We start from the raw sequence: 13,311 nt of genomic DNA on the forward strand, positions 1-13,311 counted from the left end.
AATCTCTTAAATTTGTTATCTGACTGACTAATAAATAAAAAAATACCTGATAAAACATCAGGTATTTTTAATTATAAATTCATTTACGATTAAGCTTTAGTTGGTCGTAATGCTGGGAATAAAATCACATCACGAATAGTATGACTATTAGTAAATAGCATTACCATACGATCAATACCAATACCCAAACCAGCCGTTGGCGGTAAACCGTGTTCTAATGCAGTAATGTAATCTTCATCATAGAACATCGCTTCATCATCGCCTTCATCTTTTTGACGAACCTGTTCAGCAAAACGCTCCGCTTGATCTTCTGCATCATTTAACTCTGAGAAGCCATTACCAATTTCACGACCACCTATAAAGAACTCAAAGCGGTCAGTTATGAATGGATTATCATCGTTACGACGAGCTAATGGAGAAACTTCTGCTGGGTATTCAATAATGAATGTTGGTTGGATCAAGTGACTTTCAGCAACTTCTTCAAATATTTCACACTGAACACGACCTAAGCCCCAAGATTTTTCCACTTTAATACCGATAGACTCAGCAATAGCTACCGATTTTTCCATATCATCTAAATCAGCAATATTAGTTTCTGGGCGGTATTTGCAAATAGCTTCTCTCATGGTTAATTTAGTAAATGGCTGACCAAAATCAAATTCCTGCTCACCATATTTAACCACTGTCGTACCGAGAACTTCTTGCGCTAATGTACGGAATAACTCTTCTGTAAGATCGATTAAATCACGATAATCGGCATAAGCCATATAGAGTTCCATCATAGTGAACTCAGGATTATGGCGTGGTGATAAACCTTCATTACGGAAGTTACGGTTAATCTCGAATACACGCTCGAAGCCACCGACAACTAGACGTTTTAAATACAGTTCAGGAGCGATACGCAGATACATATCAATATCTAACGCGTTATGATGGGTCACAAATGGCCGAGCAGTTGCACCGCCAGGAATAACTTGCATCATTGGCGTTTCTACTTCCATAAACGCCTTGCTTACCATAAAGTTACGCAATGAAGATAATATTTGAGAACGGATCTGGAATGTTTTACGTGATTCTTCATTCGCGATCAAATCTAGGTAACGTTGACGATAACGGGTTTCCTGATCTGAAAGACCATGGAATTTATCCGGTAATGGGCGCATAGCTTTAGTCAACAAACGAACATCATTACAATGAATAGTTAATTCGCCCGTTTTAGTTTTAAATAATCGACCTTTAGCACCAAGAATATCGCCTAAGTCCCATTTTTTAAACTGTTCGTTATAAATACCTTCTGGCAGATCATCACGAGAAACATAAAGCTGAATTTGACCGCCCATATCTTGGATAGTCGCAAATGATGCTTTACCCATAATACGGCGAGTCATCATACGACCAGCAATAGCGACCTCGATATTTAATGCTTCAAGCTCTTCTGCTGTTTTATCATCGTATTGGCGATGAAGTTGCTCTGAGATGACATCACGGCGGAAATCATTAGGGAACGCGATACCCTTATCACGCAACGCGCTTAATTTTTCACGACGAGCTTTAAGCTCATTATTTAAATCTGGCGCTTGTTCCGCACCCTGTTGTTGTTGAGACATTTTTTCCTCACAGGCCAGCTTTAAGACTGGCTTCAATGAATTTATCTAAATCACCATCCAGTACGGCTTGCGTGTTACGCGTTTCCACACCAGTACGTAAGTCTTTAATTCGGGAATCATCCAATACATAAGAACGGATTTGACTTCCCCAACCGATATCGGATTTATTTTCTTCCATCGCTTGTTTATCAGCATTTTTCTTTTGTACTTCTAACTCATACAATTTTGCTTTCATCTGGCGCATAGCCTGATCTTTATTTTTATGCTGAGAGCGATCGTTCTGACACTGGGTCACTGTATTGGTCGGAATATGGGTGATACGCACCGCAGATTCTGTTTTATTCACATGCTGCCCACCAGCACCTGATGCACGATAAACATCAATACGCAGGTCTGCTGGGTTAATTTCGATATCAATATCATCATCAACTTCAGGATAAATAAACGCTGAACTAAATGAGGTATGACGGCGGCCACCAGAGTCAAACGGGCTTTTACGCACTAAACGGTGCACCCCTGTTTCTGTTCTTAGCCAACCATAAGCATACTCACCAATAATTTTGATGGTTCCTGATTTCAAACCGGCAACATCACCGTCCGATTCTTCAATAATTTCTGTTTTAAATCCCTTGGATTCAGCCCATCGTAAGTACATACGCATTAACATACTTGCCCAATCTTGAGCTTCTGTGCCCCCTGAACCCGCCTGTAAATCGAGATAGCAATTAGCGCTATCGTATTCACCTGAGAACATACGACGGAATTCTAGCTGATTAAGCTTTTCTTCTAATTGCTCTAATTCAGCAATCGCTTCATTAAAGGTGTCTTCATCTTCAGCTTCAACCGCTAATTCCAAAAGCCCTTCAACATCTTCGATACCTTGAGTCAATAGATCAATCGTTTCGACAATAGCCTCTAACGATGAGCGCTCTTTACCAAGCGCTTGGGCTCTTTCAGGTTCATTCCAAACATCAGGCTGTTCTAGCTCGGCGTTAACTTCTTCTAATCGTTCTTTCTTTGCATCATAGTCAAAGATACCCCCTCAGAACCGATGTCCGTTCAGACACGTCCTGAATTTGGTTTTTGACCGGGTTAATTTCAAACATTATATTTCCGCGTCTTACGTTGAATAATATGAATTAATTTCAAACCGCCTATTATAGCGGAATTGATGCCGCGTTTATATACCTGACCGTAATCTATGACGGCCTAATGAGGTGTCTAATCTGGCCAAATATGCTGGATTAACAATTGCACATTACGATTTCCACGGTATTCATTTACATCAAGTTTATAAGCTATCTCTGCTGTCTTAATACTATTGTCTGGCCACTGAGCTGGATCAATATTAAACATAATACCATCAAGCATCGGACCTCCCTCAATCGGTTCCAACATCAGTTTTAAGTGTTTTCCCCCCACCAATCGCTGCTGTAAGATCTTAAATTTTCCATCGAAGATAGGCTCAGGAAAAGCTTGTCCCCACGGGCCGCCTTCGCGGAGTAACTCGGCCATTTCTAGGCTCAATTGTGAAGAATTGAGTGCGCCGTCACTCCATACCACACCAGATAAATCTGCTGGGTCTATTAGCTCCGCCATTAATTGACAAAAATATTGATTAAAAGCGCTAAATTTATCTTCTTCTAAAGAAAGCCCGGCTGCCATCGCATGCCCACCAAATTTCAGCATCAATCCAGGATGCAAGGTATTTAATCTATCTAGTGCATCTCGCATATGTACGCCTTGAATTGAACGCCCAGAACCTTTTAGTATTCCATTACCCGCAGGAGCGAATGCTATTACCGGCCGATGAAAGCGCTCTTTTATTCGAGAAGCCAAAATACCGACGACACCTTGATGCCAGTCTTTATGATAAAGCGCTAATCCATTCGGTAATATATTATCGGAATATTCAATTTTACTGAATAACGCCATAGCTTCTAGCTGCATTCCTGCTTCAATTTCTCTGCGGGTCTGATTTAAACTATCGAGTTCGTTAGCCAGTTCACGGGCATGAGCAATATCGTCAGTTAATAATAGAGCAACGCCTATCGACATATCATCAAGTCGCCCTGCCGCATTCAGCCGTGGGCCAAGCGAAAAACCTAAATCATTGGCAACTAAGCGATATGCTTCTCGTTTTGAAACCTCTAGCAACGCTTTTATCCCAACACAACAACGGCCTGCCCTAATCCGATTTAATCCTTGATGGACTAAAATACGATTATTAAAATCGAGAGGGACAACATCAGCAACGGTTCCCAGCGCGACTAAATCGAGTAATTCCGCCAAATTAGGAATTGCAATTCCTTGTTGTTCAAACCAATCTTGTTGCCGCAATTCAGCACGTAAAGCCGACATTAAATAAAATGTTACCCCTACTCCAGCTAATGCCTTGGAAGGAAACTGGCAATCTGTAAGATTAGGATTAATAATAGCTTCTGCTGCTGGCAATACCGAACCCGGCAAATGATGATCAGTAATAATAACTTTAATATCATGCTGATGAGCTGAATCAACACCATCATGTGATGAAATACCGTTATCAACGGTAATAATTAAATCAGCTCCTTTTTTAACCACTTGCTCAACAACTTCGGGGCTCAGACCGTAACCGTCCTCAAAACGATTCGGCACTAAATAATCTAAATTACGGTATCCCATTAATTTAAGCGCGCGGATAGCGAGTGCTGTACTGGTTGCACCATCAGCATCGAAATCGCCAACAATTACAATTCGCCAATGCGATTTTAATGCCGTGATTAATAATGAAATGGCCGGTTCAATACCACTAAGTGTCCGATAATTGAGTAATCCTGCCGCTTTGCGATCTAGCTCGGTGCTATTTTTAATACCACGACTGGCATAAATACGTTGCAGTACTTCAGGGATGTCAGCAGGTAAATCAACCTGCGCCTCAGATAATCGACGGCGTAAATAAGTTTCTGTCTTCACGTTATATATTATTTATTATCCAGTGCATTAGCTAAAGCATCTGCGGATAAATATCCTGAAATTAATTGACCATCATCGAGTAAAATTGCTGGCGTTCCAGTCAAACCAAACAATTTACCTACTTGCATATGGCGGGAAAAATCAATTTTACAATTATCAATCATCGCAACTGATTCACCTTTAAACGCATCTGTTAACGCTTTTTGCGGTAACGCATTACACCAAATCGATGCCATCTGTTTAGCTGATTCATGCTGCAAACCTTGGCGAGGGAAAGCCAAATAACGCACCGTGATCCCTTTATCATTCATTTCGTTAACTGATGAATGAAGTTTTTTACAATAACCACAAGTAATATCAGTAAATACAGTGACCACATATTTTTCTTTTGGTGCTTTAAATACAATCATTTCATCTTTAAGGTCATCTATTTTTTTCATCAATGACTTATTAGTGATATTGGTTGGTGTTTTAGTACTAATATCATAAATAGGTCCTTCCAGTAGATATTTACCATCATCGGTGACATAGACTACTCCATTAGCGGTCACTACTGTATTTAATCCAACAATAGGCGAGGGCTTAATTGATTCTGCTGTCATATTGTATTTTTTTAAAGCAGTTTCAATCGTTTTATCATTAACTGATGCGATGCTAGTAAAAGATGCGAATAATCCCGCTAATAATAATATTCTTTTCATTAATATTTCCTTAATCCCCAAAGATCAGCCTCTTGGGTGATGTTCTTCATGTAATTTACGCAGCCTTTCGGTCGCAACATGTGTATAAATTTGCGTGGTTGATAAGTCGCTATGGCCTAACAACATCTGAACCACACGTAAGTCGGCACCATGATTTAGCAAGTGGGTAGCAAATGCATGCCGCAAAACGTGAGGTGATAATAATTCTGCATCGATATTGGCTAATATCGCATAGTGTTTTATACGATACCAAAATGTCTGACGAGTCATTTGTGTACCGCGCTTGCTCGGGAATAACACATCATTGGTACATCCATTCAATAAAATAGGACGACTCTCAGTCAAATATTTTTCAATCCAGAATATTGCTTCTTCGCCTAATGGAACTAGCCGCTCTTTATTTCCTTTGCCCATGACGCGAATTACGCCTTGCCTTAAACTAATATCAGCGAAAGTTAAACCAACAAGTTCCGATACACGCAAACCACAAGCATATAGCACCTCAAGCATGGCTTTATCCCTTAACTCAATCGGATCTTCAATTGCCGGAGCATGCAGTAAACTCTCTACTTGCTGTTCACTTAAGTCTTTAGGTAATCGCTTGGGAATCTTAGGTCCTGATAGCGCCGCTGATGGATCATCCGCTCGCATTTTTTCTCGATAAAGGTATTGGAATAATCTGCGCATAGTGCTCAGTAACCGAGCTGAACTCGCCGCTTTGTAACCACCATCAACACGCTCAGCTAAAAAAGATTGTAAATCAATAACCTGGACATTTAAAAAATCTAACTGATGAAGTTCCAACCACTGATCAAGCGTCTGTAAATCATTGCGATAAGAGGCTAATGTGTTCTCTGCTAAATTTTGTTCCAACCAAATAGTATCAAGAAATTGCTCGATAACTGGATTGATCTCTTTTTTTACGTTATTAGCCAATACTGCCTCCAATATGCATACTATTTCTATCCCTCGAATGCTCTAACCAAAATCCCTAAAATTACTGGCTTACTCCGGTAAATGAGCAAGCTTTTTGTCTTTATCCCAAATAGGGCGGTGAAAAATAGGGTATGAAAAATAAGCCTTGTATATTATGCCTTAAAACCTTCATTCTGTTACAATACCCTTCTCGTATAATGAAAACTACAGCAAAAGTAAAATGAAGATAGGTCTTTTTTACGGTTCAAGCACCTGTTACACAGAAATGGCTGCTGAAAAAATTCGTGATATTCTCGGCCATGATTTCGTTGATTTACATAATATCCGAGATACAGCCCCTGAAATGATGGAGCAATATAATGTTCTCATTTTAGGCATCCCTACGTGGGATTTTGGTGAAATACAAGAAGACTGGCTAGAAATTTGGGAGGCACTCCCCAATCTAGACTTAGCTGACAAAATTGTTGCGATGTACGGCATGGGTGACCAAGTTGATTACAGCGAATGGTTTTTAGATGCTTTAGGTATGCTTTATCATCATTTAAAACCTTCTGGCGTTAAATTTATTGGCTTTTGGCCGACCGAAGGGTATGAATTTGATAGTCCAAAACCTTTAACTGAAGATAAAACTCAATTTGTTGGATTAGCCTTAGATGATGTTACTCAGTTTGAACAAACTGATGAACGAATAGCTCTCTGGTGTATGCAGATATTAAAAGAAATGGAAGCATTATTATAATGCTTCCATTGAGCGATAACTATAATTAACTCTATTATATAAACTCAAAAAACTAGGAAAAAAGGATGTAAAACCTAGTTTTTATATATAATAATTAAATACATATTTCTAAAAACCATTATTATACGAAAGAAAAAATGAATAAGTTTTTTCATAAAAATTACTTAGTTACTTAGTTACTATTTTTTACTTCTACTACTTAACACATCTTATGAAAATAGATAAAACAATTACTATCGAAATGAATAAAATGATTGATATTAAAATAAATAAATTACTATTGAAATAAAGTTATTTTATATTACTGTCTTTGCATTGCTATCTTTGGTACCTTTTTATATTAACACAATCCCATCACAATGATAGATTAAAAGGAAACATTAAGATAAAGTCCAAAAAAAAAATTAAAACATGATTGGTTATATTTAATTATTTATTTTTTATATAAACAAACCCATTCTCAACCTATTGATAAAAAAGATTAAATGATAGTTATCTTAAAATAAGACTTTAATTAAAAAAATAATATATCTTTACTAATAATACGCCAATAACTTAATTGATATTACTTAATAAAAATTCTATTTTTAAGCTATTGGCATTCAACAATAAAAATCAAATAAATTATTATATATCAGGATATTGTAATAATAACTGATTTAAATTTCGCCAATCGTCTTCTGATATTGCATCAGCTGCAATCCATAATTTTATTTTTCTAGGTTTACCTTGTAATGCACTTAACGTTAATAAAATACCAAAGCGAGTACACCATGGAGGAGTGATAATACTCCATTCATTTTTCTTCCATTGGACTTTATTCCCATTAGTAAGAACAATTATTCCTTTGTATTTATTAATGTTTTTTTGACTTTTTGCCCAACTCGCAATAGTCACCATTAATAAAGGAAGCCAAATAATAGAGTTACCTGTCGGCCACGGAGCCAGTAATAACACTAGCCCCAGGACACAATGTACACAGGTAGAAAAAAGCTGAGCCATCCATGATATGGATAAATTAGATTTCCACAGGACCACGGTCTTTATTTCTTTGTTGAATTAGTTTAATCATATGATAAAGCTCATCATCGTCAGGACGACCATGGTTCATCAACCAATTGAACAGATCGGGATCTGCACACTCCAGCAAACGAATAAACTGGTGTTTTTCATTATCGTTTAATCCATCATACTCATGTTCAAAAAAAGGCATGATTGAAATATCTAGTTCTCGCATTCCTCGACGACATGCCCAGTGGATCCGCGCTTTATTATCAATATCCATTTATTCGATACCTTCTATTATCGATCACAACAAACCAGTCTTACTTTGTCATTTTTCTTATTAGATTAATAGGTTACCACATTCAAAACATGACATGGGTGACAATTCTCTATCTTTTTAACATTTATTGATTTTTTTCAATCAGTTATTTTGTTAAAAAAATTAATAAATAGCTGAACATCATAATAACTACTTGCATTGTTATCCAGCTATTTTAACATGAACACAGTTTTTCTCTTACCCGCTCAACAGGTGATGTCATGAATTTCCAAATACCATTTTCACATCAAATTCCTATAAGCTATCAATCCCTACCTTTAACCTTAATTTCTCTCGAAGATTGGGGGCTGGTTAATATCACAGGAGCTGACTCTGAGAAATATTTACAAGGACAAGTAACCGCTGATATCGCAGCACTGGCATCTCACCAACATACCCTTAGTGCGCATTGTGATGCCAAAGGTAAAATGTGGAGTGATTTAAGATTATTCCATCGTGGTGAAGGCTATGCTTATATAGAGAGAAAAAGTGTCATTGAGGGTCAGTTAGCCGAGCTGAAAAAATATGCGGTTTTTTCTAAAGTTTCTATGAGCATTGATAATGACTCAGTCATGTTGGGTATTGCAGGCCTCGGCGCTAGACTCGCACTTGAACACAATTTTTCTTCATTGCCTGACGACGAAAATCAAGTTATTACCATTAATGATAGTTTAATTCTGCATTTTTCGCTGCCGAGTGAACGTTTTCTCATCATTACAACGCCAGCTGAAGCCGAGAAATTAGCCAATACGTTAACCTCTGCACAGCGCACCGATAGTGCGCAGTGGCTATCATTAGATATCGAAGCGGGATTTGCTATTATTGATGCCGCTAACAGCGCGCAATTTATTCCGCAAGCAACTAATTTACAAGCATTACCTGCCGGAATTTGCTTTAAGAAAGGATGTTACACCGGGCAAGAAATGGTCGCTCGAGCTAAGTTTCGTGGTGCTAATAAACGAGCAATGTATTGGCTGAAAGGTACCGCTACAAACGTCCCAGTCGCCGGTGATGATCTTGAATGGCAACTAGGGGATAAATGGCGCCGTACTGGAACCGTATTATCTGCAGTTCGTCTGAATGATGAAAGTATTAATCTACAAGTAGTTATGAATAACGATATGGAAGCAGAAAGTGTATTTCGGGTTAAAGGTGATGAGAATAGCCATCTGACTATTCAACCACTGCCTTATTCGCTAGATGAAGAAAAATAATAATATCGGAGCAATCAATGACATCAGCAATATTAGAAATACCTGAGAATACATTAAACTTTGGCCCTTTTACTGAAGTTGTTCAATTTTTAATGGAATTAGATAAACTCAAATGCGTTTATCGTAAAACCGAATTATTAGACAATAGCCGAAATGAAAATACAGCTGAACATAGTTGGCATTTTGCAATGGCAGTCATGAGTTTTGCCCCCTATGTTAAGGGTATTGATACTACACGAGTACTAAAAATGGCACTGCTTCATGATGTGGTTGAAATCGATGCTGGGGATGTCATGGTTTATGATATCGCAGCACGTGAAGCGATTCATGAGCAAGAAATTAAAGCCGCTAATCGTATTTTTGGGCTGTTACCAGAACCGCAACAAAGTCAATTTTTAGCGCTATGGCAAGAATATGAAGCAGGAGAAAGCCAAGATGCACAATTTGCCAATGTGATTGATCGCATTATGCCAATCTTAATGAATTTGCATAATAATGGCCAAAGTTGGGTGCAAAATAATATTCGTCTTGAACAAGTGATATCACGTAATAGCTTTATTGAACAAGCATTTCCTGAATTATGGGAATATTTACTGCCTCAATTAAAACAAGCACAGCAGAAAGGTTGGTTATTATAGAATTAGGAAAATAATAACGAGCAAAGAGTGATACAAAATAATTATGCTATTATCCAGCTAATTTCGGTTCAACGCTAAATAAGATACTGAATAGAATCGAATCGAATAAATAAGCCTGCCGATTGTATTAAGAACGGCAGGCTTATAGCTCAAACATCAAGCTATATGTGGCTAGTGATTATACTCATCGATAGGCACACAAGAACAATGTAAATGCCTATCACCATAGACATCGTCCAGGCGTTTAACCGCTGGCCAATATTTATTAGTTTTTGTCTGTATGGTTGGAAATACAGCAATTTCGCGGCTATATGTATGCGTCCATTCTTCTGCTAATTCCGTCTGTATATGCGGTGCATTAACTAACGGATTATCGTCCAACGGCCATTCAGTACTCTCGACTAAATTAACTTCCACTTTGATTGCTAACATCGCGTCGATAAAACGATCTATTTCTACTTTACTTTCCGATTCTGTCGGCTCGATCATTAATGTCCCGGCAACTGGAAACGACATTGTTGGCGCATGGAATCCATAATCAATCAGTCGTTTTGCTATATCCAATTCTGTAATTCCAACCTGTTTTTTAATCGGGCGCAGATCAACAATACATTCATGAGCCACGTAGCCATTAGAGCCCGTATAAAGGATCTCATAATCATGTTTTAAACGGGTCGCAATATAATTAGCATTTAAAATAGCCACTTGGCTAGCTTTTCGTAAACCATAAGACCCCATCATACGAATATACATCCAACTAATTGGCAAGATAGATGCACTTCCAAAAGGAGCTGCTGAAACAGCACCTTGATGTGTCAAAGTCTCTAACTCAACGACTGAATGCCCCGGAACAAATGGAGCCAAATGTTGTTTAACTGCAATGGGGCCCATACCCGGCCCACCACCGCCATGCGGGATACAAAATGTTTTATGCAAATTAAGGTGTGAAACATCAGCACCAATAAATCCCGGTGTTGTCAAACCCACTTGAGCATTCATGTTTGCACCATCTAAATAGACTTGGCCATTATGCTGATGAATAATCTCACAAACTTCTCGAATACTCTCTTCATACACTCCATGAGTTGAAGGATAAGTCACCATAACGCAAGCTAATTCATTACTATGCAGTTCAGCTTTTTCTCGCAAATCAATCAAATCAATATTACCGGCATCATCACAACGCACGACCACAACATCCATCCCCGCCATTTGAGCTGAGGCAGGATTTGTTCCATGGGCCGATGCGGGAATAAGACAAATATTGCGCTGATTTTGTTTATTATGTTGATGATAACGGCGAATTGCGAGTAACCCCGCGTATTCGCCCTGTGCCCCAGAATTCGGTTGCATACATACTGCATCATATCCCGTTAACTGAACTAACCAATGGGATAGTTGGGCTATCATTTGCTGATACCCTTGAGACTGAGCTACAGGGCAGAATGGATGCAGTTCGCCAAATTCAGGCCACGTTATCGGCAACATTTCAGCCGCAGCATTTAGCTTCATGGTGCAAGAACCTAAAGGGATCATCGCTTGATTTAACGCCAAATCTTTGCGCTCCAAGCTATGCATATAGCGCATCATATCCGTTTCGCTATGATAACGATGAAAATTTGGGTGGGCCAAAATAATATCACTGCGGCGCAAATTGGCAGGCAATGAAGAGTTCTCAGCCGCGGCTTGCTTATCTAAAGTATCAATATCGAGCAACTTATCTTCGCCAGTTAAAACGGTATATAACTCAATTAGATCGGCTCGTGTCGTGGTTTCGCTAAAAGTAATACCCACCGCATTATGAATATCGGTTCTCAGATTCAATTGATGTTCTTCAGCTCGCATCAGCACCGCGGCTTTGTCTTCGACTTCAATAGTTAAAGTATCAAACCAGTGCTGATGTTTTAATTTCATACCCGCATTTTTAAGTGCCAATGCGAATATATCGCATAAACGATGAATTCGCTCAGCGATCCGTTTTAATCCTTCAGGTCCATGATAAACGGCATACATTGCAGCAATATTGGCAAGTAGAACCTGAGAAGTACAAATATTTGAATTAGCTTTCTCTCGGCGAATATGCTGTTCACGTGTTTGCATCGCCATACGCAGTGCAGTATTACCGGCTGCATCGCGTGACACACCAATTATGCGTCCCGGCATAGCACGCTTAAATTCATCACGACAAGCAAAAAAAGCGGCATGAGGGCCACCGTAACCCATAGGAACACCAAAACGCTGGGCAGACCCAAAAACAATATCAGCACCTTGTTTTCCTGGTGGTGTTAAACACACCAGTGTCATTAAATCTGCGGCCACACACGAAATAATTTTCTTTTGTTTAAGCCGTTGCATTAATTCCGTGTAATCATGAACTTCGCCAGTAGTTCCGACCTGCTGTAATAACGCCCCAAAGATATTTTCATGCTCTAAAACTTTGTCAGCACTATCAACAATTATCTCAAAACCAAAAGTTCCAGCGCGAGTACGTACCACATCTAGAGTTTGAGGATGAATATCATCAGCCACAAAAAAGCGCTCAGCCTGTTTTAACTTACTCACTCGTTTGGCCATCGCCATCGCTTCTGCTGCTGCCGTTGCTTCATCCAGCAAAGAAGCGGATGCTAAATCAAGCCCAGTAAGATCAATAGTTAGCTGCTGAAAATTAAGAAGGGATTCTAATCGACCTTGTGAAACTTCAGGTTGATACGGAGTATAAGCAGTATACCATCCGGGATTTTCTAATAAATTACGCAGTATAACCGGCGGTAATATGGCAGGCGTATACCCCATACCAATATAACTTTTATAACGTTTATTCAGTGAAGCAATCGCTTTAAGTTCAGCTAAAGCCTCTTGCTCTGTTGCCCCTTCCCCAACATATGGCGGCTCAGATAACAAAATATTTTTAGGTACAATTTTATCGGTCAGTTCATCCAGTGATTTTGAACCAACAACAGCTAGCATTTGATTAATCTGCTGTTCGGTAGAGCCAATATGGCGTTGGATAAATTCAGTACGGTTCTCTAATTGGCTTAACGTGGTAGTCATGCGTTGATATTCCCGTTTTTTAGTTGATGAACTGTAATAACAGACGGATATCCCTAAAATATTTCATTTAATCGTGCCGAAGGCAGAATGATACTTGTGTTTCATACGCGCGATTTTTATCGATAAATCAGGCGATCGGATATCCA

Annotated in this window: 11 protein-coding genes; 3 read left to right on the plus strand and 8 right to left on the minus strand. The window is 38.9% G+C overall.

Going from position 1 to position 13,311, the window contains the following annotated elements:
• Positions 1-89: 89 nt before the first annotated feature.
• The 5 genes from lysS to xerD all read right to left on the minus strand — a co-directional run bounded on the left by lysS (position 90) and on the right by xerD (position 6,199).
• Positions 90-1,607: a lysine--tRNA ligase gene (gene lysS, locus MNY66_RS10985; protein WP_241500859.1), complete on the minus strand. Its 1,518-nt coding sequence runs from the start codon at positions 1,605-1,607 to the stop codon at positions 90-92.
• A gap of 7 nt (positions 1,608-1,614) precedes the next feature.
• Positions 1,615-2,713, minus strand: a protein-coding gene (prfB, locus tag MNY66_RS10990) for a peptide chain release factor 2 (RefSeq protein ID WP_156170983.1) whose coding sequence is annotated in 2 segments (ribosomal slippage) — positions 1,615-2,637 and positions 2,639-2,713 — 1,098 coding nt in all. Because the reading frame shifts where the segments join, the coding sequence is not laid out codon by codon here.
• Between the two features lie 115 nt (positions 2,714-2,828).
• Entirely contained in the window at positions 2,829-4,562 is a 1,734-nt protein-coding gene (gene recJ / locus MNY66_RS10995; protein WP_241500860.1) for a single-stranded-DNA-specific exonuclease RecJ, read from the minus strand.
• Positions 4,563-4,570: 8 nt separating this feature from the next.
• Complete coding sequence (gene dsbC / locus MNY66_RS11000) at positions 4,571-5,263, minus strand: bifunctional protein-disulfide isomerase/oxidoreductase DsbC (RefSeq protein WP_047255274.1); 693 nt, start codon at positions 5,261-5,263, stop codon at positions 4,571-4,573.
• Between the two features lie 24 nt (positions 5,264-5,287).
• The gene (gene xerD / locus MNY66_RS11005; protein ID WP_047255275.1) at positions 5,288-6,199 is read right to left on the minus strand and encodes a site-specific tyrosine recombinase XerD; all 912 of its coding nucleotides are present in this window, start codon (positions 6,197-6,199) and stop codon (positions 5,288-5,290) included.
• Positions 6,200-6,419: 220 nt separating this feature from the next.
• Between xerD and fldB the strand changes: the two genes are divergently transcribed.
• Positions 6,420-6,938 (plus strand): flavodoxin FldB, encoded by a 519-nt coding sequence (gene fldB / locus MNY66_RS11010; protein ID WP_047255276.1) that lies wholly within the window; start codon positions 6,420-6,422, stop codon positions 6,936-6,938.
• A gap of 627 nt (positions 6,939-7,565) precedes the next feature.
• On the opposite strand, the gene MNY66_RS11015 is transcribed toward fldB, so the two are convergent.
• Entirely contained in the window at positions 7,566-7,976 is a 411-nt protein-coding gene (locus tag MNY66_RS11015) for a protein YgfX (protein ID WP_047255277.1), read from the minus strand.
• A complete protein-coding gene (gene sdhE, locus MNY66_RS11020) occupies positions 7,957-8,223 on the minus strand; it encodes an FAD assembly factor SdhE (protein WP_047255278.1) in 267 nt (88 codons plus the stop codon). The genes MNY66_RS11015 and sdhE overlap by 20 nt, the downstream gene beginning before the upstream one ends.
• A gap of 260 nt (positions 8,224-8,483) precedes the next feature.
• On the opposite strand from sdhE, the gene ygfZ reads away from it, so the two are divergent.
• Both ygfZ and MNY66_RS11030 read left to right on the plus strand, forming a co-directional pair.
• Positions 8,484-9,476: a tRNA-modifying protein YgfZ gene (ygfZ, locus tag MNY66_RS11025; protein ID WP_241500861.1), complete on the plus strand. Its 993-nt coding sequence runs from the start codon at positions 8,484-8,486 to the stop codon at positions 9,474-9,476.
• Positions 9,477-9,493: 17 nt separating this feature from the next.
• The gene (locus MNY66_RS11030; RefSeq protein WP_241500862.1) at positions 9,494-10,114 is read left to right on the plus strand and encodes an HD domain-containing protein; all 621 of its coding nucleotides are present in this window, start codon (positions 9,494-9,496) and stop codon (positions 10,112-10,114) included.
• Positions 10,115-10,285: 171 nt separating this feature from the next.
• On the opposite strand, the gene gcvP is transcribed toward MNY66_RS11030, so the two are convergent.
• Entirely contained in the window at positions 10,286-13,165 is a 2,880-nt protein-coding gene (gene gcvP / locus MNY66_RS11035) for an aminomethyl-transferring glycine dehydrogenase (protein WP_241500863.1), read from the minus strand.
• Positions 13,166-13,311: the final 146 nt, after the last annotated feature.

It is taken from the genome of Moellerella wisconsensis, from assembly GCF_022592395.1.
Classification (GTDB): Bacteria; Pseudomonadota; Gammaproteobacteria; order Enterobacterales; family Enterobacteriaceae; genus Moellerella; species Moellerella wisconsensis.

Coding starts and splice junctions, on each gene's coding strand:
- fldB (WP_047255276.1), top strand. CDS start 6,420: ATGAAGATAGGTCTTTTTTACGGTTCAAGCACCTGTTACACAGAAATG.
- dsbC (WP_047255274.1), bottom strand. CDS start 5,263: ATGAAAAGAATATTATTATTAGCGGGATTATTCGCATCTTTTACTAGC.
- lysS (WP_241500859.1), bottom strand. CDS start 1,607: ATGTCTCAACAACAACAGGGTGCGGAACAAGCGCCAGATTTAAATAAT.
- sdhE (WP_047255278.1), bottom strand. CDS start 8,223: ATGGATATTGATAATAAAGCGCGGATCCACTGGGCATGTCGTCGAGGA.
- ygfZ (WP_241500861.1), top strand. CDS start 8,484: ATGAATTTCCAAATACCATTTTCACATCAAATTCCTATAAGCTATCAA.
- gcvP (WP_241500863.1), bottom strand. CDS start 13,165: ATGACTACCACGTTAAGCCAATTAGAGAACCGTACTGAATTTATCCAA.
- MNY66_RS11030 (WP_241500862.1), top strand. CDS start 9,494: ATGACATCAGCAATATTAGAAATACCTGAGAATACATTAAACTTTGGC.